Raw genomic sequence first — 21,674 nt, 5'->3', positions numbered from 1 at the left:
GCCGCGCCAGGGCGTTCACCGGCCCACCGGCCGCAGCCGCAGGCCCTGCATGCCGCCGTCGACGGCGAGTGCGGTGCCGGTGGTGGCGCCGGACAGGGGGCTCGCGAGGTAGGCGATGGCGGCCGCGACCTCGTCCGCCGTGACGAGGCGGCCGGTGGGCTGGCGGGCCTGGAGCGCGGCCCGCTCGGCCGCCGGGTCGGGGGCGGCGTCCAGGAGGCGGGAGACCCACGGGGTGTCGACGGTGCCGGGATTGACGCAGGTGACGCGTACCCCTTCGCGTACGTGGTCGGCGGCCATGGCGAGGGTCAGGGAGAGGACCGCTCCCTTCGACGCCGAGTACAGGGCGCGCTGCGGCAGGCCCGCGGTGGCGGCGATGGAGCAGGTGTTGACGATCGCCGCCCGTGCCGAGGCGCGCAGGTGGGGCAGGGCGGCGCGGGTGGTGCGGACGATCCCGAGGACGTTGACGTCCAGGACGGTGTGCCACTGGGCGTCGTCGTTGTCCTCGACGGTGCCCTGGGCGCCGATGCCCGCGTTGTTGACGAGGACATCGAGGCCCCCGAGGTCGGCCGCCGCCGAGGCGACCGCCTTCCGCACCGAGGCGTCGTCGCGGACGTCGGCGGCGTACGCGCGGAGCGGTTTCGCCACGCCGCCGGGGTCGAGGTCGAGGACGGCGACCTCCGCGCCGCGCGCGGCGAGCAGGTCGGCGGTGGCGCGGCCGATGCCGGACGCGCCGCCGGTGACCAGCGCCTTGAGTCCCTCGAAGTCGGTCATGCGGCTGCTCCCTTGTCCGATGCGAGGTCGGCGGCCCAGAACGTGCCGTCCGGATAGGTGTACTCGACGAGGGACTCGGCCCGCATCGTCGCCGAGAAGCCCGGCGCGGTCGGGGCGGTGTAGTGGCCGCCGCGCATCACGACCGGGTCGACGAAGTGTTCGTGGAGGTGGTCGACGTACTCGATGACGCGGTCCTCGGTGGTGCCCGAAAGGGCCACGTAGTCGAACATCGAGAGGTGCTGGACGAGTTCGCACAGGCCGACGCCGCCCGCGTGCGGGCAGACGGGGACGCCGAACTTGGCGGCGAGGAGGAGGATCGCGAGGTTCTCGTTGACGCCGCCGACGCGGGCCGCGTCGATCTGGAGGACGTCGATGGCGCCCGCCTGGAGGAGCTGTTTGAAGACGATACGGTTCTGGACGTGCTCGCCGGTGGCGACCTTGACGGGGGCGACGGCCGCGCGGATCGCCGCGTGGCCGAGGACGTCGTCGGGGCTGGTGGGCTCCTCCACCCAGTAAGGGTCGAACTCGGCGAGGGCGCGTGTCCACTCCACCGCCTCGCCGACGTTCCAGCGCTGGTTGGCGTCGATCGCCATGCGGATGCCGGGGCCGATCGCCTCGCGGGCGGTGCGGCAGCGGCGGACGTCGTCGGCGAGGTCCGCGCCGACCTTCAGCTTGATCTGGGTGAAGCCCTCGGCGACGGCCTGGCGGGCAAGCCGGATGAGTTTGTCGTCGCTGTAGCCGAGCCAGCCGGGCGAGGTGGTGTAGCCGGGGAAGCCGCGCTCGCGCAGGGCGGCCGCACGCCCGGCCGCCCCCTTGCGGCCGGTCCGCAGCAGATCGAGCGCCTCCTCGGGGCTGAGGGCGTCGGCGATGTAGCGGAAGTCGACCTGCGCGACGAGCCATTCGGGCGGGGCGTCGGCGAGGAGCTGCCACAGCGGCTTGCGCGCGCGTTTGGCCGCGAGGTCCCAGACGGCGTTGACGACCGCGCCGATCGCCATGTGCATCACGCCCTTCTCGGGGCCGAGCCAGCGCAGCTGGCTGTCGCCGACCAGGTCGCGGTTGAGGGTGCCGGGGTCGGCGCAGAGCCGGTCGATGTCGCGGCCGATCACATGGTGGCGCAGCGACTGGACCGCCGCGACCTGCACGTCGTTGCCGCGGCCGATGGTGAAGGTGAAGCCGTGCCCCTCCAGGCCGTCGCCCGCGTCGGTGCGCAGCACCACGTAGGCGGCGGAGTAGTCGGGGTCGGGGTTCATGGCGTCGGACCCGTCCAGTTCCCGTGAGGTGGGGAACCGTATGTCGTACGTGTCGACCGCGGTGATGCGGGCGGGAGTCGGGGACACAGCAGGCCTTTCCGGAAAGGAGCGGGGAGCGGCGGACCGGTACGGGGCCGGGAACCGGTACGGGCCGCGGACCGGGACGGGGTCAGTCCTGTGCGCGGCCGGTCGTGACGCGCGCGATCATCAGGGCGACCAGGATGATTCCGCCGTAGATGGCCTGGATCCAGAAGGACGGCACCTGGGCGAGGGTGAGCAGGTTCTGTACGACGCCGAGCAGCAGTACGCCGGTGAGGGCGCCGAACATGGTCCCCTTGCCGCCGTCGAGACTGATGCCTCCGATGACGGCAGCGGCGAAGACCGTGAAGATCATGTTCTGGCCCTGGTTGGCGTTGATGGCGCCGACGTAGCCGGTCTGCATGAGCCCGCCGACCGCGGCGAGGCACCCGGCGACGACGAACACGCCGAGCATGACGCGCTCGACGCGGATGCCGGCGGCGCGCGCCGCGTCCGAGTTGCCGCCGATCGCGTAGAGGGCGCGCCCCACGCGGTGGTACTTGAGGACGAAGCCCGCGATGCCGAAGGCGGCCGCGGCGAGCCACACCGACAGGGGGATGGTGAGGAAGGTGGAGGTGGCCGGCGTGTAGAACGCGTCGGGCATGCCGAAGAGGGTCTTGCCCTTGGTGGCGCCGACGAGGAGACCGCGCAGCACGATCAGCATGGCGAGCGTCACGATGAACGCGTTGAGCTTGAGCTTCACCACGAGTACGCCGTTGAAGGCGCCGATGGCCGCGCCGACCAGGAGGATGGCGAGGAGCCCGACGGCTGCGGGCATGTCCGTGCCGAACCCGGCCTGGGCTGCGGGCAGGACGAGGAGCGCGCCGAGCGCGGGCGCGATGCCGACGACCGACTCCAGGGAGAGGTCGAACTTGCCGGTGATCAGGACGAGCGACTCGGCGAGGACGACCATCGCGAGGGCGGCGGAGGCGCCGAGGACGGAGATGAGGTTGCGCTCGGTCAGGAACGAGTCGTTGAGCAGGGCGCCGAGCAGCATGAGCAGCAACAGGGCGGGCACGAGGGCGAGTTCGCGGGCGTGTCGCAGGAGCACGGATTTGGCCGAGGCCGCGTCCCGGCCCGGCCGCGCGGGGGCGGCGGCCGTCGCGGCCGCGGCCTTGAGGTCAGCCACGGTGGTCTCCTTGTGGTTCGGCTGCGGGTGCGGTGCGGCTGGTCGCGCGGTGCCCCGCGCCGCCGGATGGGCTGTCGGCCGGGTCCGGTTGCCGCACTCCCTCGATCGACGCGATGAGGTCGTGGTCGGTCCAGCCCGCCCGGTGTTCGGCGACGATCCGGCCGTGGAAGAGGACCAGGACGCGGTCGCAGCGGCGCAGGTCGTCGAGTTCGTCGGAGACGACGAGCACGGCGGTGCCGTCCTCGCGGGCGGTGTCCACGCGCGCCAGCAGGGACTCCTTCGACTTCACGTCGACGCCCGCGGTGGGGTTGATCAGGACGAGCAGACGCGGGTCCGAAGCCAGGGCACGGGCCATGACGACCTTCTGGGCGTTGCCGCCCGAGAGGTCGGAGACCGACTGGCCGGGGCCCTCGGCGTGGATGTCGAGGCGGTCGATGAGGCCGTCGGCGAAGCGGCGCCTGGTGTCGGTGCCGATGAAGCCGTACCGGCCGAGGCGGTCGAGGACGCTCATCGTGGCGTTGTCGCCGATGGACATGCCGAAGACCAGGCCCTGGCCGTGCCGGTCGCGCGGGACGCAGCCGACCCCGGCCCGCAGGGCCGCGGCCACGTCCCCGAACGGCAGGGTCCGGCCGTCCAGCCGGGCGGTGCCCGCCGTCGGCTCGTGGAGACCGGCGAAGCTCTCGGCGAGGTTGATCTTGCCGCTGCCACTGGATCCCGCGAGGCCGACGACCTCGCCCGCGCGGACGGTCAGGTCGACGTCGGTGTACGAGGCGCCGGTGAGGCCGCGCGCCTCCAGCACCACAGGGGCGTCGGCGGGGACCTCGGTGCGCGTGACGGCCGCCTCGGCCTCGGCCTGGTCGGCGATGACCTCGCCCGCCATCGCCTCGACCAGTGCGGCGCGGGGCAGTTCGGTGACGGGTGCGCTGGTGATCCAGCGGGCGTCGCGCAGCACGGTGACGGTCTGGCAGACCTCGTACACCTCCTGGAGGTGGTGCGAGATGAACAGGAAGGTGACGCCGGAGTCCTGGAGGGCGCGCATGCGCGTGAAGAGGCGTTCGATCTCGCGGTTGTCGAGCTGGGCGGTCGGTTCGTCCAGCACGATGAAGCGCGCGCCGAAGCTCAACGCCCGTGCGATCTCCACCATTTGCCGGTCCTCGACGAGGAGGTCGGCGGTGCGCGCCCCGGGGTCGACGCGCACGTCCCAGGTGTCGAGGAGCTCGGCGGCCTCGGTGCGCATTCTGCGCCAGCTGATGAACCCGCCGCGGCCGGCCGGCTGCCGGTTGATGAAGAGGTTTTCGGCGACGGTCAACTCCGGGACAACGGTCGGCCGTTGGTAGACGCACGCCACCTTGCGGCGCCAGGCGTCGCGGTCGCCGAGCGGCGGCGCGGGCTCGCCGTCGAAGAGGATGGTGCCCGCGTCCGGGGCCTGGAGCCCGGTGAGCAGGGAGACGAGGGTGGACTTGCCCGCGCCGTTGCGACCGACGAGGGCGTGGGACTCGCCGGGCAGGACGGTCAGGCGGCCGTCCCGCAGGGCGACGGTGGGTCCGTACCGTTTGGCTACCCCTGACGCCTCGACGAGCGGTGGCGTGGTCCGGCCGCGCGCGGGGGGCTCGGTCATCGGCGTACTCATCCGGCCGAGTTGCCCCACAGCTCGGCGTCGTCGACGTTCTCCTTGGTGACCAGCGGCGCGGGCAGCTGGTCCGTCAGGATGCCGCTGGGCAGCTCGACGATCTCGGAGTCGTGGTCGGTCGGTCCGGGCTTGAACTTCTGCCCGTTCATCGCGGCCTTGATGTAGTACATGCCGTACTTGGCGTAGGCGTCGGCGGGCTGCGAGACGGTCGCGTCGATCTGGCCCTTGCGGATGGCGTCGAGCTCCTGAGGGATGCCGTCGTTGGAGACGACGGTGATGTGCCCCTTCTCCCCCGCGTTCTTCAGCATCCCCTTGGACTTGAGGGTCTGGAGGGTGGGCGCGAGGTAGACGCCGCCCGCCTGCAGGTAGATGCCCTTGATGCCGGGGTGGGAGTTCAGCAGCGTGTCGAGTTTGGAGGCGGCGGTGTCCGACTCCCACTTGGCGGGGATCTCCAGGACCTTCAGCTTCGGGTACTTCTTCTGCACGCAGTCGCGGAAGGCCTTGGAGCGCTCGCGGCCGTTGACGGACGCGAGGTCGCCCATGATCTGTACGACCTCGCCGGTCCCGACCTGCTTGCCGAGGTAGTCGCAGGCCTTCTCGCCGTACGCCACGTTGTCGGCCCGTACGACCATCGCGACCTCGCCCTTCTCGGGCGCGACATCGACGGCGACCACGGGTACGCCCTTGCGTTCGGCCTGGTCGAGTCCGGCGGAGATGGCGGCGCTGTCGAGCGGCGCCACGACGAGTCCCTTGACGCCCTGGTTGAGCTGGTTGTTGATGTCGGTGATCTGCTGCGACGGGTCGCTGTTGGAGTTGACGGTCTTCCTCGCGTCGACGTCCTCGGACTTCGCCATCTTCGGCACGTAGTCGTTGTACGACTGCCAGAACGGCGACGTCAGCAGGGGCAGGATCACCCCGACCTCGCCCTCGCCGCCGCCCGCGCCGCCGGGCGCCGCGGTGTCCTTCGTACTGCCGCACGCCGCGAGCACGAGGCTCAGGCTCGCGCAGGCGGCCGCCGCCGCGGCGGCGCGCGCCGTCCGCGAAGTCCCCGCCCTGCCGGGCCGGTTGCGCACTGTTCTGCGGGCCATCTGACGGCTCCTCATCGAGCGGGATCGGTGGGGTTCGGTCGGGACCAGTCGGGATCAGTCGGGATCGGAGGTGTTGCAGAACCTGATGACGCGAATATTTATCAGACCACTTGGCGGGCACAACACCCCTCGGCGCCAAATCTTCCCGTATTCAGGCCGTAGTGGTCGGACCACATCGCTGGCTAGACTGCGCCGCACCAGGCCAGTGGAGGAGCGCTACGTGGACCAGTCCGCCCCGCAGAAGGGCACCGTGACGCAGCGGGCCATCGAAGAGGTCAAGGCGATGATCGGCGAGGGCCGGCTGGAACCGGGCCAGCGGCTCCCCACGGAACGGGACCTGGCGACGCGGCTCGGCATCTCGCGCAGCTCCATGCGGGAGGCGATCCGGGCGCTGACGGTGATGGGCGTACTGGAGGCCCGGCACGGTTCGGGCATCTACGTCACGCAGTTGGAGGCCGGCGATCTGCTGGAGACCTTCGGCGTGGTGGCCGACCTGTCGCGCGGGCCCCGGCTCGTGGAGCTGCTCGAAGTGCGGCGGGTCCTGGAGTCGACGGCGACGGCCCTGGCCGCCGCGCGCATCACGACAGGCCAACTGGCCGAGGTGGAGAAGCACTTGGCGGCGATGAACGCCACGGACGATCCGGAGGAGATCCTCTCCCACGACCTGGCGTTCCACCGGGCGATCGCCCTGGCGGCGGGCAACGACACGATGGCCGCGATCCTGGAGGGCCTGTCGTCCCGGACGTTTCGCGCGCGGGTGTGGCGCGGCTATCAGGAGGAGGGCGCGTTCGAGCGGACACGGCGCGAGCACGCCCGGATCCACCGGGCGCTTCTCGCCCGCGACCCGGAGGCGGCACGGGCCGCGGCGGCGGCGCACGTGGGCGAGGTGGAGGAGTGGCTACGGGCACAGCTGGACGGCTAGGCCGACGCCCGGCGGGAGGACCGGGCGGGGCGACGTCACCCGGCGGTGCGCCGCGCCGATCCAGCCGATGGGGAGGGGGGCCTGCCGGAACCTCCGCCGAGGCCGACCGGTCGGCCGCCCTGCTGGGGCGGGGACTCGGTCGGCGGGTTCGGTGAGTTCGATGAGTTCGGCGGGTTCAGCGGGTTCGGCGGCTCGGTGAGTTCGGTGAGTTCGGTGAGTTCGTGACCAGCATGGCCTGGTTCACGCTCGCCGGCCGGGCGGAGCGCCCCGGCTCACTCCACCCGTCCGCCGCTTGGAGCACCGCCGAAGACCGCCCGGCGGGGGCGGTCCTCGCGGATTACGCGCCACGGTGCGCGAGGGCGGCCCCTGCCCTCCGGCGACGCTTCGAGCACCGCCTCAGACCACCCGGGACAGCCGCCTCGCTCAGGCCCTCCCCAACCGCAGCGTCACCAGTTCGAACGGCCGCAGCGTCACCGCGATCGCACCGCCCGTCCGCTCCGGGGCCGACGCGTCGGGCAGTGGCCGCTCCAGGAGGTCGGTCACCGTGAGCGAGCCGACCTCGAAGCCCGCCGTCAGCGTGGCCCGTGCCCGGCCGCCGTACGCCTCGTGGAAGCGGACGACCACATCGCCGCTGCCGTCGTCGGCGAGCTTGACCGCCGTGACGACGACCGCGTCGTTGTCGACGGTCACCAGCGGGGCCACCTCAGCGCCGCCGCTCACCCGCCGCTCGGGCAGGTTGATGCGGTAGCCCTCCCGCACCGCGTCGCCGATCGCCGCACCCGGCGCCAGCGCGTGCCGGAAGCGGTGCACGCCCTGGTCCGTCTCGGGGTCGGGGAAGCGCGGGGCGCGCAGCAGCGAGACGCGTACCGTCGTGGTCGTGCCCGCGTCCTCGGTGCGGACCGTCCGGGTCACGTCATGGCCGTACGTCGAGTCGTTGACCAGCGCCACGCCCCAGCCCGGCTCCTCCATGTGCACGAAGCGGTGGTTGCACGCCTCGAACTTGGCGGCCTCCCAGCTCGTGTTGGTGTGCGTGGGCCGGTAGAAGTGGCCGAACTGGGTCTCCGACGCGTACCGCTCCGCGTGGATGTCCAGCGGGAAGGCCAGCTTCAGGAACTTCTCCGTCTCGTGCCAGTCGACCTCGGTGTCGATGTCGAGCCGCCGCGCGCCGGGGGCGAGCGACAGGACCTGCGTCATGCGCGAGGCACCGAAGCTGCGCACGATACGGACCGACGCGCCCTCCCCCGCCATGACCTCGTCTGCCTCCGTGAGGTCCGTGACGGTGTTGCGGTAGAACTCGTCCACATCCCACGCGTCCCACATGTTCGGGAAGTCGGCGTGGATCTGCGGCAGGTTCGCCGCAGCCCCCGGCGCGACGGTCTCGCGGTCAGCCACCAGGTCGTACGCGGAGACGACCAGGCCCCGCCCGTCGATCTCGACCCGCAGCAGGCCGTTGTCGAGGACGAAGCCGCCCTCGGCGCGCGTGGCGATCGCGGACTGCCCGTCGATCACGGCGGGCCGCGCGCCGCCCGCGGGCACCCCGTCACGGGTGTGCGGCGTGGAGTTGAAGACCAGGTCGCCGCCGCCCTCACCGGCGAGCGCGCGCTGCGCCGCCTCGATGATGCCGTTCAGCTCCGCCGCGAGCGCCGCATAGGTCGCGCGGGCCTCGCGGTGCACCCAGGCGATGGACGAGCCGGGCAGGATGTCGTGGAACTGGTGGAGCAGGACCGTCTTCCAGATGCGGTCCAACTCGGCGTACGGGTACGTGAATTCGGCGCACCGCACGGCCGCCGTCGCCGCCCACAGCTCCGCCTCCCGCAGCAGGTGCTCGCTGCGGCGGTTGCCCTGCTTGGTGCCCGCCTGGCTGGTGAGCGTCGCGCGGTGCAGCTCCAGGTACAGCTCGCCGACCCAGACGGGGGCGTTCGGGTACTCCGCCTCGGCCTTCTCGAAGAACTGCTCCGGTGTCTCCCACTGGACGGTCGCCGAACCTTCGAGGTCCCGCAGGCGCGCGGCCTTGGCGATCATCTCGCGGGTGGTGCCGCCTCCTCCGTCGCCCCAGCCGGTGGGCGCGAGGGAGTGCCGGGCGACGCCCTTGTCCTTGAAGTTCTTCGCCGCGTGGGCGATCTCGCTGCCCTTCATCGAGCAGTTGTAGGTGTCGACGGGCGGGAAGTGCGTGAAGATCCGCGTGCCGTCGATGCCCTCCCAGTTGAAGGTGTGGTGCGGGAAGCGGTTGGTCTGCGACCACGAGATCTTCTGTGTGAGCAGCCACTTGGAGCCCGCCGCCTTGATGATCTGCGGCAGTCCGGCGGCGAAGCCGAAGGTGTCGGGCAGCCATGCCTCGTCGTTCTCGACGCCGAACTCGTCGAGGAAGAACCGCTTGCCGTGCACGAACTGACGGGCCATCGCCTCCGAGCCCGGCATGTTCGTGTCCGACTCGACCCACATGCCGCCCGCGGGCACGAACCGTCCGTCGGCGACCGCCTTCTTGACCTTGGCCCACACCTCGGGGCGGTGGTCCTTGATCCAGGCCCACTGCTGCGCCTGCGACATGGCGAAGACGAAGTCCGGCTCGTCCTCGACGAGCGCCGTCATGTTCGACGTCGTACGCGCCACCTTGCGCACCGTCTCGCGCAGCGGCCACAGCCACGCGGAGTCGATGTGCGCGTGGCCGACGGCGCTGATGCGGTGCGCGGAGGGCTCGGCGGGGGCCGACAGGACCCCTTCGAGCAGGGCGCGGGCCGCGCCGGCCGTGCCGTTGACGTCCTGGAGGTCGACGGCGTCAAGGGCACGGCCGACGGCGCGCACGATGTCGTAGCGCCGCCCGGAGTCCTCGGGCAGCTCCCGCATCAGCTCGCCGAGGACCTCGAGGTCGATGACGAGCTGCCACACCGTCTCGTCGAAGACGGCGAGGTCCATGCGCTCCAGCTTGTACTGCGGTTCGCTGCCCGCCGTCTCCTTGTCGCCCAACCGGGTGGGCAGGAAGGGGTGGTAGTCGAGGATCACGGGGTTGGACGCGGCCTCGACGTGCAGCCGTACCTCTTCTCCGCCCTCGGCGGGCGCGGCGATCCGCACCCACTGGTTGCGGGGGTTGAGTCCCTTCACCGGGGTGCCGTCGGGGCGGTAGACGAGGCCCTCGCACTGGAAGCCCGGCATGTTCTCGTCGAAGCCGAGGTCGAGGATCGCCTCGACGGTCCTGCCCGCCCACTCCTTGGGCACCGTCCCGGTCACCCGGAACCAGCTGGTCCCCCAGGGCGCGCCCCACCGCTCACCGACGGCGGTCGGCGACGGCTCGGCGGCGAGCCCTTCGGCCACCGGTACGGGCTCGTCCGGCGCGTTCCACACCGCGACGTCGAGTGGCACGGAGGCGGGGTACACGGCGGGCCTGATGCGCTCGTCCAGAACGCGCTTGAGACGGCCTTCGACCAGGGTGCGGTCGTCATGCATGAGAATCTCCCGGGGTGGAAAACGTGAGCCCGTCCGGCGATTGGGGACGAGCGCGCAGCGCGATCTACGGAAGTCTTACCGGCCTAGCGGACCTCCTCCGGCGTCACCACTTCCGTAATGCCCCGCGCGGCGAGATGCTCCGCGTCGGCGGCCCGGCTCGCGAGGACGGCCGTCGGCCGGACACCGTCCTGCGTGAGGCGGGCGAACGCCTCGAAGACGGCTCCCCCGGGCGCGCACTCCACGCGCCGCTCCATCGCGTCGTCCACGACCACCGCCGTGGTCCGGGGCGCCGGCGCGTACGTACGGCCCCGCCACTCCTTCGCGATACGGGCGACGGCCGCGCCCGCGGGCTTGACCTGCCCTTCGTTGGCCAGCAGGCCGAGGCTGTACTCCAGCTCGGGGAAATCCGCGAGGTCGCGCGAGACGTCGTGGGAGCACCACCACGTCACGCCCCACACGTCCCGGCAGTCGAGGGCGGCCTCGATCGTCTCCTCGGTGAAGGCGGCCGCGTGCTCGGCGGGGATCAGCGGGGCGGGCGCGCCGACCTCCTGGAGCCAGACGGGGCGGTGCGGGTCGAGCGCCCAGGCCTTGGACAGCTCGATGAGGTACGCGGCGTGGGCGCGGGTCGCGGTGCCGGTGCGTCCGTGACGCTGGGCGGTGCCGTTGAAGACCCAGGAGTGCACGGCGGTCACGGCGCCGAGCCGGGCGGCCTGCCCGGGGGTGAAGGGCTGGTCGGCCTGGTACCAGGCGGCGTCGTACTCGGCGTGCAGGTGGAGTTTGCCGGGGGCGCCCTCCTCGCAGGCGGCCAGTACGGTGCGCAGCCAGGTCTCGGCCTGCTCCTCGGTGATGCGGTCGGGGTCGGGGTGCGGCCCGGCGGAGAACTGGTTGATCTCGTTGCCGATGGTCATGCCGATGAAGTTCGGCCGGTCGGCGAGCGCGGCGGCGAGCGTACGCAGGTACGCGGCCTGCCCGGCGACGACGTCCGGGTCGGTGAAGAGGTTCCGCCGGTGCCAGGTCTGCGTCCAGGCGGGCAGGAAGTCGAAGCTGGACAGGTGGCCCTGGAGGCCGTCGACGTTGACGTCCAGGCCACGCTCGGCGGCGGCGTCGGCGAGCTGGACGAGCTGCTCGACGGCGCGCGGGCGGATGAGGGTGCGGTTGGGCTGGAAGTACGGCCAGATGGGGAAGACCCGCACATGGTCGAGGCCGAGTGCGGCGAGCGCGTCGAGGTCGGTGCGCACGGCGTCGAGGTCGAAGTCCAGCCAGTGGTGGAACCACCCTTGGGCGGGCGTGTAGTTGGCGCCGAAGCGCGGCGCGCCCGAAGGCGTTGCGGAGGGCGATGCGAGAGGCAATGCGGGTCCTGGTTCCTCGTGGGTGCGGGGTGGCGCCGTTCAGCCCTTGACCGCGCCTTCGCCGACGCCGCGGAAGAAGTACCGCTGGAGGCAGGCGAAGAGGACGATCAGCGGGAGCACGGCGATGACCGTGCCCGCGGCGACGAGGCGTTCGTCGTTGGCGAAGGTGCCGTGCAGGTAGTTCAGGCCGATGGTGAGGGTGAAGCGCTCGGGGTCGCTGAGCACGATGAGCGGCCACAGGAAGTCGTCCCAGGCGCCCATGAAGGCGAAGATCGCGACGACCGCGAGGGTGCCCTTGACGGCGGGCAGCGCGATGCGGACGAAGCGCTGCCAGACGTTCGCGCCGTCCACGAACGCGGCTTCCTCGATCTCGTAGGGCACGTTGAGGAAGGCGTTGCGCATCAGCAGGACGTTGAGCGCGGAGACGCAGCCCGGCAGCAGCACCCCGATGAGGGTGTTGTTCAGGCCGAGTTCACGCATCGTCGTGAACTGGGCGATGATGATGCCTTCGACGGGCACCAGCATGGCCAGGATGAAGACGAGGGTGGCCGCCTTGCGGCCGCGGTAGCGCAGGCGTGCCAGGGCGTAGCCGGCGAGGGCGGCGCCCACGCAGTTGGTGACGACGTTGGCGGCGGCCACCTTCAGGGAGTTGAGCGCGTAGTCCCAGACGGGGATGGTGTCGGCGACCCGCTCGTAGTTGTGGAGGGTCGGGTCGGAGGGCAGGAACTTCGGCGGGGAGCTGAAGATGTCCTCGTGCGGCCCCTTCAGGGACGTGGACAGCTGCCAGAGGAACGGCCCGATCATCAGCGCCAGTACGGCGAGCAGGAGTCCGTAGCGCAGGACGATCTCCCACACGGGCATCCGGCGGCCGTTCTCGTCGGTGACACGCGGCCGGCGGCGGGTCTTCGGGCGCGTCTCGTGCTCGGTGATGCTCACGCGTCCTCCTTCCGGTCCGCCCGCAGCACGAGCAGCATCAGCGCGACGGTGACGACGAAGATGACGACGGAGATGGCCGAGGCGTAGCCGACGCGCCCGGTCAGGCCGGTGCCGGTGCGCTGCACCAGCATCACCAGCGTGGTGTCCTCGCCCGCGGGGCCGCCGGTGGGCCCCGCCATCAGATAGACCTCGGAGAAGACCTTGAAGGCGGCGACCGAGGAGAGCGCGCCGACGAGCACCATGGTGGAGCGCACGGCGGGCACGGTGACGCTGAAGAAGCGGCGCACCGCCCCCGCGCCGTCGACCGCCGCGGCCTCGTGGAGCTCGCGCGGCACGTTGGCGAGGGCTGCCAGGTAAATGATCATGTAGTAGCCGAGGCCCTTCCAGACCGTGACGGCCATGGCGCTGAACAGCAGCAGCCACTGGTCGCTGAGGAAGCCGACCTTGCCGACGCCCACCGCCTCCAGCACCGCGTTCACCAGGCCGCGTTCGTCGAGCATCCACACCCAGATCAGGCCGACGACCACGATGGAGGCGACCACCGGGGTGTAGAAGGCGGACCGGAAGAAGGTGATGCCGGGGATGTGCTTCTGGACGAGCATGGCGAGGAGCAGCGGCAGCAGGACGAGCGCGGGGACGACCACGAGGACGTACAGCGTGCTGTTGCGCAGGCCGATCCAGAACATGTCGTCGTGCAGCAGCTCGCGGAAGTTGGCGAGCCCCACGTACTCGCCGGGGATCAACGTCCTTTTGTCGGTGAAGGAGTTGATGATCGTGCTGACGAACGGATAGAGGCTGAAGACGGCGACGATCGCGAGCCCGGGGGCGGCGAACAGCCAGGGGCTGGTGGACAGTTGGCGCCGGATCCTGGCGCGCCTCCGGGTGGCGGTCCGGCCGCCGCCCGGGGAGGCGGCGGCGCGGCCCGCGCCCGGGGTTCTGGTGACGGTACTGGTCTTCATGGCTGGCGTTCCCTGGTCATGGCTTCACGGCTGGGCACGGCTCGGCACGGCACGGCGCCGGGGCTCAGCTCTGCTTCAGCAGCCGGTCGCAGTTCTTGACAGCGTTGTCAAGCGCTTCCTTGGGGCTCTCCTTGCCCTGGAGTGCCTTGGCGACGGAGTTGCGCAGCTCGACCTTCATCTGCTCGCTGAAGAGCACGGGCGTGTAGTTCACCGCCGTCTTGACGGACTTCGCGGCGGCGACGCGGACCCGCGTCTCCTCCTTGCCGTCCTGCTCGGTGAAGTAGGGGTCGTCCAGGGAGCCCTGGGTGCTCGGGAAGATCGCGACCTGCTTGGCGAACTCCATCTGGTGCTTGGCGTCGGTGACGAAGTGCGCGAAGGCGACGGCGGCCGGCGTCTGCTTGGTGCGGGCGTTCACCATCACGCCCATCACGTACATGTTGTCCTTGCCGGTGTTGCTGATCTGCGGGGTGATGCCGATGTTCTTGTAGAGCTTCGGCGCGTCCTTCTTGAACTTCTCCAGGTCCAGCGCGCTGCCGGGGTTCATGGCGACGGCCTCGGTGAGGAACTTCTTGCCGGTCGACTCCGGCGTCGCCGTCAGCGCCTGCCCGTCCAGGGCCTTGGCGTCGTACAGCTTCTTGTACTTGGTGAGGAGTTCGACGCCCTTGGCGTCGTTGAAGGTGAAGCCGGTGCCTTCCTTGTTCATCAGCGGGACGCCGTAGCGCCCGAAGTCCTCGATGGTGGGGACGTTGGCGAGCGTGGCGATCTTCCCGTCGCTCTTCTTCGCCAACTGCAAGGCCTGGTCGAAGAGCTGGTCGTACGTCTTCGGGGGCTCGTTCTCGTCGAGGCCCGCATCCTTGAAGAGGCGCTTGTTGTAGAAGAGCGGCCCGGTGTTCAGGTACCAGGGGAAGGCGTACGTCCCCTCCGTGCCCGGTATCTGGTGGCTCTTCCAGGCCCCGGGGAGGTACTCCTTCTCGTACTTGCCCGCGGCCTTGTCGAGGTCGAGCGCGAGGCCGGCCTTGGCGAGCGGGGCGACCAGATCGGGCGAGACGTTCACGACGTCGGGCAGCGTGCCCGCGGCGGCGTCGGCGCTGATCTTGTCGGCGTAGCCCTCGCCGGGCTGGTCGATCCACTTGACGTCGGTGCCGGGGTACTTCTTCTCGAACTCGGCGACGAGGCCCTCGAAGTAGGGCTTGAAGTTCGCCTTCAGATTCCAGGTCTGGAAGGTGATCTTGCCTTCGATCTTGCCCGACGCGTCCGTGGAACCGCCGCCGTCGCCTCCGTCGCCACAGGCGCTCAGCGGCAGCAGGACAGCGAGGACGGCGCCTGCGGCGACCGCTCTGCGGGGAATACGGGAGATACGCACGGTGAAACGGCTCCTTTGCTCGGCCCAGCGTGAGACGGCGGTGACTGCGGCCGTCCGAGCCGGGCAATCCACGCCGAGGCAGACCCTGCATCCAACCGTGGCGCAAAGTCAATGGATTCGGGGAATCAATAGCGAAGATCTCTCGTTCTGCCCGGCAATTCCCAGGTCAGGCGCGTGTGTCACGGGTCTTGCGGCAGTTGACTAATGCGCTTTAGAGTCGATGCGCTCAAGCGCTTTAGTGCGCGGTGCCAGGAAAGGGGCTACGGGTGCAAGGCAAGCGGTCACCGGCACGCCGGCCGACCATGAAGGACATCGCGCGCCGCGCCGGGGTCTCCGAGAGCGCCGTCTCCTTCGCGCTCAACGACCGGCCCGGCGTCTCCGAGATCACCCGCGACCGGGTGCGCAGGGTCGCGGAACAGCTCGGCTGGCGGCCCAGTACGGCGGCGCGCGCCCTGTCGGGCGAGGGCTCGGCCACCGTCGGCCTGGTCGTGGCGCGGCCCGCGGCGACGCTGGGCGTCGACTCCTTCTTCCTCCAGCTCATCTCCGGCGTCCAGGAGGTGCTGGCCGAGCGGCACTTGGGGCTGCTCTTCCAGGTGGTGGAGGACGTGGCCGCCGAGTGCGCGGTCTACCGCCGCTGGTGGGCCGAGCACCGGGTGGACGGCGTGCTCGTGGTCGACCCGCGCACGGACGACCCCCGGCCCGCACTCCTCGACGAGCTGGGGCTGCCCGCGGTGGTGACGGGCGGCGTGCCCGACCCGGAGGCGGGGCCGCCGGGGCTCTCCACGGTGTGGGCGGACGACGCGGGGGCGATGGCGTCGGTCGTGGGCCATCTGCACGCCCTCGGGCACCGCCGCATCGTGCACATCGCGGGCATGGAAGGGCTCGCGCACACCGAGCGCCGCATGCGCACCCTGCGGGCCGAGGCGGCGAGCCGCGGCCTGTCCGGGGTGCGCTCGGTGACGACCGACTACTCCGACGCGGAGGGCGCCGCCGTGACCCGGCGCGTCCTGCAGTCCGCCGAACCGCCGACGGCCCTGGTGTACGACAACGACGTGATGGCCGTGGCCGGGGTCGCCGCCGCGTCCTCCCTCGGCTTCGGCGTCCCGGACGACGTGTCGGTCGTGGCCTGGGAGGACTCGGCGCTGTGCCGCATGGTGCACCCATGGCTGACGGCCCTGTCCCGGGACACCGTGGCGTTCGGCCGCACGGCCGCCCGCGAGCTGCTCGCCCTCCTCGACGACGGGCCCGCGGCGACCGTCCAGGTGCCGCTGCCGCGGCTCATCGAACGGGAGAGCACGGGGCCGGTACGGGACGTGTGAACCGGCGCGGGCGCTGGGATCCTGGAGTGCCCCTCTGCCGGGTCCGGTCATGCTCCCGGGCGCGCCGGACTCGCTGTCGGCCCTCCGGGCGAGGAAGGTGCACAGAAGGACAGGCACAGAAAGACAGCCACAGAGGGACAGGCATGCACGTCGGCGGAAGGACACGGCGCATGGCGGACCATATCCCCACCGTCGGTGTCGAGGAGGAGTACTTCCTCGTCGGTGCCGCCCAGCGCACGGTGGTCGCGGCGGCGCCCCGGATCCTGGCTCGCGTCAAGCCGGTGCTCGGGGACCTGGTGACGGGCGAGGCGTGCCGATATCAGGTGGAGGGCAAGACTCCGCCCTGCCGGACCCTCGGCGAACTCCGGCACGAACTGCGGCGCGTACGCTCCGCCGTCGTCACCGCCGCGGCGCGGGACGGGGTGCGCCCTCTCGCCTCCGGGACACCGCTGCTGGGCATGCGGACGCCGATGCCGCTCAATGACGACGCCCACTACCTTCCCCAGTTCGAGATGTTCAGGTCCCTGTACGACACCTTCGCCTTCTGCGGGCTCCACGTACACGTCCAGGTCCCGGACCGGGAGCACGCCGTCCTGGTCGGCAACCACCTGCGGCCGTGGCTGCCCGTCCTGGTGGCACTGGCGGCGAACTCCCCCTTCTGGGAGGAGCGGGACAGCGGCTACTGCAGCTGGCGGACCCTGGGAGTCACGCGCTGGCCCGTGTCCGGCCCGCCGCCGTACTTCTCCTCGGCCGCGCACTACGACGCGCTCGCGGCTTCGCTCCAGGAGGCAGGCGCGATCCGGGGCGAACGCTCGCTGTACTGGGACGTGCGTCCGTGTGCGCACCTGCCCACCGTGGAGATCAGGGTGATGGACGTCCCCACCACCGTCGAGGAAGCGGCGGTCTTCGCGGTCCTCGTGCGGGCACTGGTCGTCCGTGCGCTGGAACGGGTACGCCGCGGCGACCCCGGGCCCGCGATGGACGAAGCGCTGCTGCGTGCGGCGTACTGGCGGTGCGCCCGCGATGGTCTGACCGGGCACAGCCTCGATCCGCGGACCAGCCGGCTGGTGCCGACCACCCACGAGGTACGCCGCCTGCTGGAGCACGTCCGGCCGACTCTGGCGGAACACCGCGAGCTGTCGCAGGTCACCAAGGTCCTGCGGCATCTCGTCACGCATGGCGGCGGAGCCGAACGGCAGCGCTCCGTCCACGCCCGCGCGGGCAGCCTGCTCGACGTCGTCGACGACCTGGCCGCCCGCACGGCCGCGAGCCGGACACCGGGCCCCGCGCGGGGGCCGCGGCTGCCCGGCACCGAACAGACCGCGGCTACTTGACGGCCTCGGGCTGTCCGGGCGGGACGGGCGGTCCGGGCGGCCACGGCAGTTCGGCCAGGATCGGCAGGAGCGCTTCCTCCTCGTAGTCGAGATGGCGGGTCAACTCCTCCGACATGCGCGCCAGTTCGGCTCGGAAACGCTCCGGGTCCGCTCCCCCGAGGCCGGCCAGGAGCCCGGCGAGCTCGCCCTGGATGCGGGCGACCGTCCGGTGTTCCTCGGCGAGCCGGTCGAAGGTCTCGCGCAGTTCGAGGTGGTAGCCCGCCATCGTCGGGAAGAGATGCGCCTCCTCGCTGGTGTGGTGGAACTCCAGGGCCTCGCAGAACGCCAGGCAGTGCTGGCGGATCCGCAGCCCGAGCCCCGGTTCCGGCGGCGCTCCGGGGCCCCGGTGCGCCGCTGTCGCCGCGAAGTGTGCCTCGGTCTCGTCCCGTACGTGCCGCAGCTGGCCGCGCAGCCACAGGTGCACCTGCTGCATCTTCTCGGCGAAGTCACCGGCCTCCTGCGGGATGCCGGCCTCGTGCGCGGGCCGCTCAAGGACGACGACGGGCAGGATCCGGCTGGTGCGCGCCTGGTAGTCGCCGTATCCGGGCTCGGCTGCCGTGATCCGCGCGAAGAGCCGGTCGCGCCGCTCCCCCTCGGCGGGGACGGCGATCGCCTGGAACTCCTCGGTGCCGAGCTCCACGCCGACCGTCGGGTGGGCGAGGACGTTGTGGTACCAGTCGGGATGGCACGGCCCGCCGAGGTTCGAGCCGACCAGCAGGAGCAGGTCGCCGTCGCGGACGAAGCCGAGCGGGGTGGTGTGTTCCTTGCCGGACCTGGCTCCGGTGGTGGTGAGCAGGAGCAGGTCGCCGCCCTCGAAGGGGCCGCCGACCTTGCCGCCGTTGGCGCGGAACTCGTCGATGACGGATTGGTTGAAGGATGTGGCGGGTGTGGGCATGACGGTGTCGGGTCTCCGTACGGAATGTTCGGTACCGCGCTGGGCGCGGTTCGCGTCGTGCGGGGTTCGCATCGTGCGGGGTTCGCGTCGTACGCGGTGGAAGGCGGGGCCACGCGTGAGGGGCGTGACCGGGGCGCGCGAAGGCGCGCGGATCAGGCGAAGGCCTGGCGGTGTGAACTCACGACGTGTCCATCGGCGACGTCCTTGAGTGAAGGTGCTCGCCCGATCGCCGACCTGCCCACTGCTCTTTGGTCGGCGCCACGCGGCACGAGCACCATTACAGTCACCCGATCCCCGCCTGTCAACGCACGGAGATCACCATGCCTTGACGTTCTTGACGTTCTTGACGTTTGGGCGGACCTGTCGGCGGCGTATGTACACCTCGCCGTACGCCTCGTGCCCTCCCCCGAAAGGCCGCAACCACCATGACCTATACGACCGTTCACGTCCCGATCTCCGGTGGCGACAGTGCCGTCGACTGCCTGATCACCGGCTCGGGTCCGGCCCTGGTGCTGGTGCACGGCACCGGCGCCACCCCCGAGGGCAACTGGGGCCCGGTCATCGACGCCCTCAAGGACCGCTGCACCATCGTCGCCCCGACCCTGTCCGGGTCGGGTGCCACCACCGACGCCGGTGGCCCGCTGACCGTCGACGACCTGGTCGCCCAGGTGCTCGGCGCCGTGGACGCGGCGGGTCTGGACACCTTCCACCTGGCGGGGCACTCCCTGGGGGCCACGGTCGCGGCCGCCGCGGCCGGGGCCCGCCCCGAGCGGATACGTTCCCTCTTCCTGCACGCGGGCTGGGCGGTGACCGACCCGTGGCAGGAGTTCCAGTTCGACCTGTGGCAGCGGCTGCTGCGCGTCGACAAGGACCTGTTCTCCCGGGCGCTCCAGGTCACCGCCTTCGGCGCCAAGACGCTGGCCGGGCGCCGCACCGAGGACTTCGAGGAGAGCGTGGCCGCGTGCAACGCGCTGTTCGACGCGGACGGCATGGCCCGCCAGTCGGAGCTGAACATCCGGGTGGACATCACCGAGGCGCTGGCCAGGATCACCGCCCCCACCCTGGTCGTGTCGGGGTCCCAGGACCTGATCGTCCCGCCGCACCACCAAAGGGAGTTGGCGGCGTCCATCGCCGGCGCCGAGTTCTTGGAACTGGACTGCGGCCATGCGCTGCCCTTCGAGCTGCCCGAGCTGTTCGCCCGTACCGTCACGGAGTTCGTGGACCGGCAGCAAGCAGCCGCCGCATGACCTGAAGGTGGCCGCCCGCGGCCCGGGGCCTGCCCGGCGGATCGCGCCGGACAGGCCCCGGGCCTGGCAGGGCTCAGCGTTTGAGCATGAAGGTGAAGTCACCGGAGAGCTTGCCGCTCAGCCGGACCGCCGAGACGACCTTCCCCTCGTCGATCAGCCTCTCGACCTCGGCCCTCGGAAGACCGCAGCCTTCAGCGATCAGCCGCACCGGCCGGACCGGGATCCGCGCCGCGAAGCGGACCGATACGTCGATCACCTCGCTGTCCGGGTGATCCGATCCGCCGGTGTCGAGACGCCAGGCGTCCGCCCAGTCGAGAGCGATGCGATTGCGGCGCCGCACGACCGGGTCCTGGAGCAACTCGGCTGCCAGGCCCGGGTCGTTGGCGTGCATCCGGTCCAGCAGCTCGGGCCGTACGGAGCGCACGTTCAGCCGCTCCAGGACCGTGAGCTTCGCGGTCTCCCCGCAAGCGGTACAGAGCACGAGGAGCCAGGCATCGAGGAGCTTGCGGTTCGCGTTGACACGGAACTTGCCGTTGGCCCGGAACCGTTCGGACGCGCACGTGTGGCAACGGCGCAGGACGAGGGGCAGGCAGGCGGGCATGACCACCCAGTTTTCAAGCACAGAAGTACACCGGTTTCAGTGAGAAGTCCGCAGCAAAGGGCAGCGCGACGCGGAGGCGCGGCGCGCTGCAGATCAGCTCTCGGGGTGTCTCACAGGGTGTACAACGGCCCGTCCTTGGTCAGGCGACTCGGTCCGGCAGCACGTTAGTGGCGTTCAGCGGCGCCGATCCACTGGTTTTTTTCGAGCCCACGAACGGCTCACCCGAATCACCCGACTCGCCCGACTCGCGCGGATACGGACTGATCATGGTGTCGAAGTAGCCGTCGGGGGCTTCTTCGAGGAAGTCCAGCAGGTGGTCCAGGAAGTGGCGCAGCGCCGGTGTGGCGTTGTGCCGGTCCAGGTCTTCCTGGGAGCGCCAGACCTCGTACAGGAAGAGCCGGCCGTCGTCCTGCGCGTGCAGGTGGTACTCCAGGTTGCCCTCCTCCCGCCGGGTGGGCTCCACGAGGGAGGCGAGGAACTGCCGGACCTCGTCGGCCCGTTCGGGCCGGGGGCGCAGAAAACCGTAGAGGGAGATGGGTGCTTGTGCCGTCGTCATGAGGGCGACGCTACGATCTCACATCCATGTGAGGTTCAAGTTCATGACACGTGAGGTGCGCCACATGAAGATCGGCGAACTGGCCCGCGCGACAGGCGTGAGCGTGCGCCTGCTGCGTTACTACGAGGAACAGGGCCTGCTCGTCCCGTCCCGGACGGACGGCGGCCACCGGCACTACGGCGAGGGCGCGCTGACGACCGTCACGCGGATCCGGACGCTGCTGGCCGCGGGGCTCCCCACCCGGATCATCCGCGACCTCATGCCGTGCTTCCTCGGCGACGGACCGGAACTCGACACCTGCGTCCTGGAGCACCTCCGGACGCACCTGTCCGAGCTGGACACGCGCATCGCCGACCTGCAACAGGCCCGCACGTCGCTCCGCGACCTCCTCGACACTTCGTCACGCGCTTCCCGCGCCGAGGTGTCTTGCGGGTGAATCTCCCGGCCCCACAGGGGTACTGGCGTGAGATGGCGACGGGGGGGCGGACGGTCGTGGAGGGGACGGTCGTCCGCGCCACACCGGATACACCTGTGCCCCCGCCACGGGCAGGGGCACAGTGCGAAGCCGACGACCGGCGGTACCGATCAGTCGATGCCCGGGAGGATGTGCGGCTCGGCGAGGTCGTCCTCGTAGCCCGCCAGACGAATGGGGGCCGCCTTGGCCCACGCCTCCAGGTTGCGGAGCTTGGGGGGTCTGCCGGCCCGTTCGCCGCCGCGTTCCGCCGGTCGCTTCTCGTGCTTCGTCAGTTCTGGTGTCACCGCGCACT

The 21,674-nt window shown here is 71.1% G+C and carries 19 protein-coding genes; 5 read left to right on the top strand and 14 right to left on the bottom strand.

Going from position 1 to position 21,674, the window contains the following annotated elements; genetic code table 11:
* Positions 1-15: 15 nt before the first annotated feature.
* The 5 genes from KKZ08_RS35620 to KKZ08_RS35600 form a co-directional block, all read right to left on the bottom strand.
* On the bottom strand, positions 16-771 hold the full coding sequence (locus KKZ08_RS35620) for an SDR family oxidoreductase (RefSeq protein ID WP_223778361.1): 756 nt from the start codon (positions 769-771) through the stop codon (positions 16-18).
* Complete coding sequence (locus tag KKZ08_RS35615; RefSeq protein WP_223778360.1) at positions 768-2,108, bottom strand: L-fuconate dehydratase; 1,341 nt, start codon at positions 2,106-2,108, stop codon at positions 768-770. Before KKZ08_RS35615 ends, KKZ08_RS35620 begins: the two co-directional genes overlap by 4 nt.
* 82 nt (positions 2,109-2,190) lie before the next feature.
* Positions 2,191-3,228 carry an ABC transporter permease gene (locus KKZ08_RS35610; protein WP_223778359.1) on the bottom strand — a complete coding sequence of 346 codons (1,038 nt, stop codon included), beginning with the start codon at positions 3,226-3,228 and terminating at the stop codon, positions 2,191-2,193.
* Entirely contained in the window at positions 3,221-4,846 is a 1,626-nt protein-coding gene (locus KKZ08_RS35605; RefSeq protein WP_223778358.1) for a sugar ABC transporter ATP-binding protein, read from the bottom strand. Before KKZ08_RS35605 ends, KKZ08_RS35610 begins: the two co-directional genes overlap by 8 nt.
* A gap of 8 nt (positions 4,847-4,854) precedes the next feature.
* Entirely contained in the window at positions 4,855-5,946 is a 1,092-nt protein-coding gene (locus KKZ08_RS35600; protein ID WP_223778357.1) for a sugar ABC transporter substrate-binding protein, read from the bottom strand.
* Between the two features lie 220 nt (positions 5,947-6,166).
* Between KKZ08_RS35600 and KKZ08_RS35595 the strand changes: the two genes are divergently transcribed.
* Positions 6,167-6,868, top strand: a complete 702-nt coding sequence (locus tag KKZ08_RS35595; RefSeq protein WP_223778356.1) for a FadR/GntR family transcriptional regulator — start codon at positions 6,167-6,169, stop codon at positions 6,866-6,868.
* Between the two features lie 423 nt (positions 6,869-7,291).
* Here KKZ08_RS35595 and KKZ08_RS35590 read toward each other — a convergent pair whose 3' ends face one another.
* From KKZ08_RS35590 to KKZ08_RS35570, 5 genes are all read right to left on the bottom strand, one after another.
* Positions 7,292-10,309 carry a glycoside hydrolase family 38 C-terminal domain-containing protein gene (locus tag KKZ08_RS35590; protein ID WP_223778355.1) on the bottom strand — a complete coding sequence of 1,006 codons (3,018 nt, stop codon included), beginning with the start codon at positions 10,307-10,309 and terminating at the stop codon, positions 7,292-7,294.
* An 83-nt stretch (positions 10,310-10,392) separates the two neighbouring features.
* Positions 10,393-11,658, bottom strand: coding sequence for a glycosyl hydrolase (locus KKZ08_RS35585; RefSeq protein WP_223778354.1), 1,266 nt, complete (start codon positions 11,656-11,658; stop codon positions 10,393-10,395).
* Positions 11,659-11,697: 39 nt separating this feature from the next.
* Entirely contained in the window at positions 11,698-12,519 is an 822-nt protein-coding gene (locus tag KKZ08_RS35580; RefSeq protein WP_223779326.1) for a carbohydrate ABC transporter permease, read from the bottom strand.
* 71 nt (positions 12,520-12,590) lie between these two features.
* Complete coding sequence (locus KKZ08_RS35575; protein ID WP_223778353.1) at positions 12,591-13,553, bottom strand: sugar ABC transporter permease; 963 nt, start codon at positions 13,551-13,553, stop codon at positions 12,591-12,593.
* 64 nt (positions 13,554-13,617) lie between these two features.
* Positions 13,618-14,916, bottom strand: coding sequence for an extracellular solute-binding protein (locus KKZ08_RS35570; RefSeq protein WP_223778352.1), 1,299 nt, complete (start codon positions 14,914-14,916; stop codon positions 13,618-13,620).
* 302 nt (positions 14,917-15,218) lie between these two features.
* On the opposite strand from KKZ08_RS35570, the gene KKZ08_RS35565 reads away from it, so the two are divergent.
* Together KKZ08_RS35565 and KKZ08_RS35560 are read left to right on the top strand one after the other, a co-directional pair.
* On the top strand, positions 15,219-16,235 hold the full coding sequence (locus tag KKZ08_RS35565) for a LacI family DNA-binding transcriptional regulator (RefSeq protein WP_263303384.1): 1,017 nt from the start codon (positions 15,219-15,221) through the stop codon (positions 16,233-16,235).
* Positions 16,236-16,405: 170 nt separating this feature from the next.
* Entirely contained in the window at positions 16,406-17,569 is a 1,164-nt protein-coding gene (locus KKZ08_RS35560) for a glutamate--cysteine ligase (protein ID WP_223778350.1), read from the top strand.
* Here KKZ08_RS35560 and KKZ08_RS35555 read toward each other — a convergent pair.
* Positions 17,562-18,503 carry a nitroreductase/quinone reductase family protein gene (locus KKZ08_RS35555; RefSeq protein WP_223778349.1) on the bottom strand — a complete coding sequence of 314 codons (942 nt, stop codon included), beginning with the start codon at positions 18,501-18,503 and terminating at the stop codon, positions 17,562-17,564. The two genes, KKZ08_RS35560 and KKZ08_RS35555, sit on opposite strands and share 8 nt — an antisense overlap.
* A gap of 425 nt (positions 18,504-18,928) precedes the next feature.
* Between KKZ08_RS35555 and KKZ08_RS35550 the strand changes: the two genes are divergently transcribed.
* Positions 18,929-19,750, top strand: a complete 822-nt coding sequence (locus KKZ08_RS35550) for an alpha/beta hydrolase (RefSeq protein WP_223778348.1) — start codon at positions 18,929-18,931, stop codon at positions 19,748-19,750.
* A 73-nt stretch (positions 19,751-19,823) separates the two neighbouring features.
* On the opposite strand, the gene KKZ08_RS35545 is transcribed toward KKZ08_RS35550, so the two are convergent.
* Entirely contained in the window at positions 19,824-20,372 is a 549-nt protein-coding gene (locus KKZ08_RS35545) for a DUF1062 domain-containing protein (RefSeq protein ID WP_223778347.1), read from the bottom strand.
* A 118-nt stretch (positions 20,373-20,490) separates the two neighbouring features.
* A complete protein-coding gene (locus KKZ08_RS35540; protein WP_223778346.1) occupies positions 20,491-20,907 on the bottom strand; it encodes a putative quinol monooxygenase in 417 nt (138 codons plus the stop codon).
* Positions 20,908-20,950: 43 nt separating this feature from the next.
* On the opposite strand from KKZ08_RS35540, the gene KKZ08_RS35535 reads away from it, so the two are divergent.
* Positions 20,951-21,343: a MerR family transcriptional regulator gene (locus KKZ08_RS35535; RefSeq protein ID WP_320589046.1), complete on the top strand. Its 393-nt coding sequence runs from the start codon at positions 20,951-20,953 to the stop codon at positions 21,341-21,343.
* A 149-nt stretch (positions 21,344-21,492) separates the two neighbouring features.
* Here the strand turns inward: KKZ08_RS35535 and KKZ08_RS35530 are convergent, their stop codons facing one another.
* Positions 21,493-21,666: a hypothetical protein gene (locus KKZ08_RS35530; protein WP_167515794.1), complete on the bottom strand. Its 174-nt coding sequence runs from the start codon at positions 21,664-21,666 to the stop codon at positions 21,493-21,495.
* Between the last annotated feature and the right edge of the window lie 8 nt (positions 21,667-21,674).

This window comes from Streptomyces sp. 135 (assembly GCF_020026305.1).
Taxonomy (GTDB): domain Bacteria; phylum Actinomycetota; class Actinomycetes; order Streptomycetales; family Streptomycetaceae; genus Streptomyces.
This window is presented reverse-complemented; position numbering and strand designations above follow the sequence as displayed.

Excerpts from the sequence above, each read along its gene's own strand:
- KKZ08_RS35620 (WP_223778361.1), bottom strand. The coding sequence starts at position 771 with ATGACCGACTTCGAGGGACTCAAGGCGCTGGTCACCGGCGGCGCGTCC.
- KKZ08_RS35580 (WP_223779326.1), bottom strand. The coding sequence starts at position 12,519 with ATGCCCGTGTGGGAGATCGTCCTGCGCTACGGACTCCTGCTCGCCGTA.
- KKZ08_RS35565 (WP_263303384.1), top strand. The coding sequence starts at position 15,219 with ATGAAGGACATCGCGCGCCGCGCCGGGGTCTCCGAGAGCGCCGTCTCC.
- KKZ08_RS35560 (WP_223778350.1), top strand. The coding sequence starts at position 16,406 with ATGGCGGACCATATCCCCACCGTCGGTGTCGAGGAGGAGTACTTCCTC.
- KKZ08_RS35550 (WP_223778348.1), top strand. The coding sequence starts at position 18,929 with ATGACCTATACGACCGTTCACGTCCCGATCTCCGGTGGCGACAGTGCC.
- KKZ08_RS35540 (WP_223778346.1), bottom strand. The coding sequence starts at position 20,907 with ATGACGACGGCACAAGCACCCATCTCCCTCTACGGTTTTCTGCGCCCC.
- KKZ08_RS35575 (WP_223778353.1), bottom strand. The coding sequence starts at position 13,553 with ATGAAGACCAGTACCGTCACCAGAACCCCGGGCGCGGGCCGCGCCGCC.
- KKZ08_RS35590 (WP_223778355.1), bottom strand. The coding sequence starts at position 10,309 with ATGCATGACGACCGCACCCTGGTCGAAGGCCGTCTCAAGCGCGTTCTG.
- KKZ08_RS35535 (WP_320589046.1), top strand. The coding sequence starts at position 20,951 with ATGACACGTGAGGTGCGCCACATGAAGATCGGCGAACTGGCCCGCGCG.
- KKZ08_RS35605 (WP_223778358.1), bottom strand. The coding sequence starts at position 4,846 with ATGACCGAGCCCCCCGCGCGCGGCCGGACCACGCCACCGCTCGTCGAG.
- KKZ08_RS35555 (WP_223778349.1), bottom strand. The coding sequence starts at position 18,503 with ATGCCCACACCCGCCACATCCTTCAACCAATCCGTCATCGACGAGTTC.
- KKZ08_RS35600 (WP_223778357.1), bottom strand. The coding sequence starts at position 5,946 with ATGGCCCGCAGAACAGTGCGCAACCGGCCCGGCAGGGCGGGGACTTCG.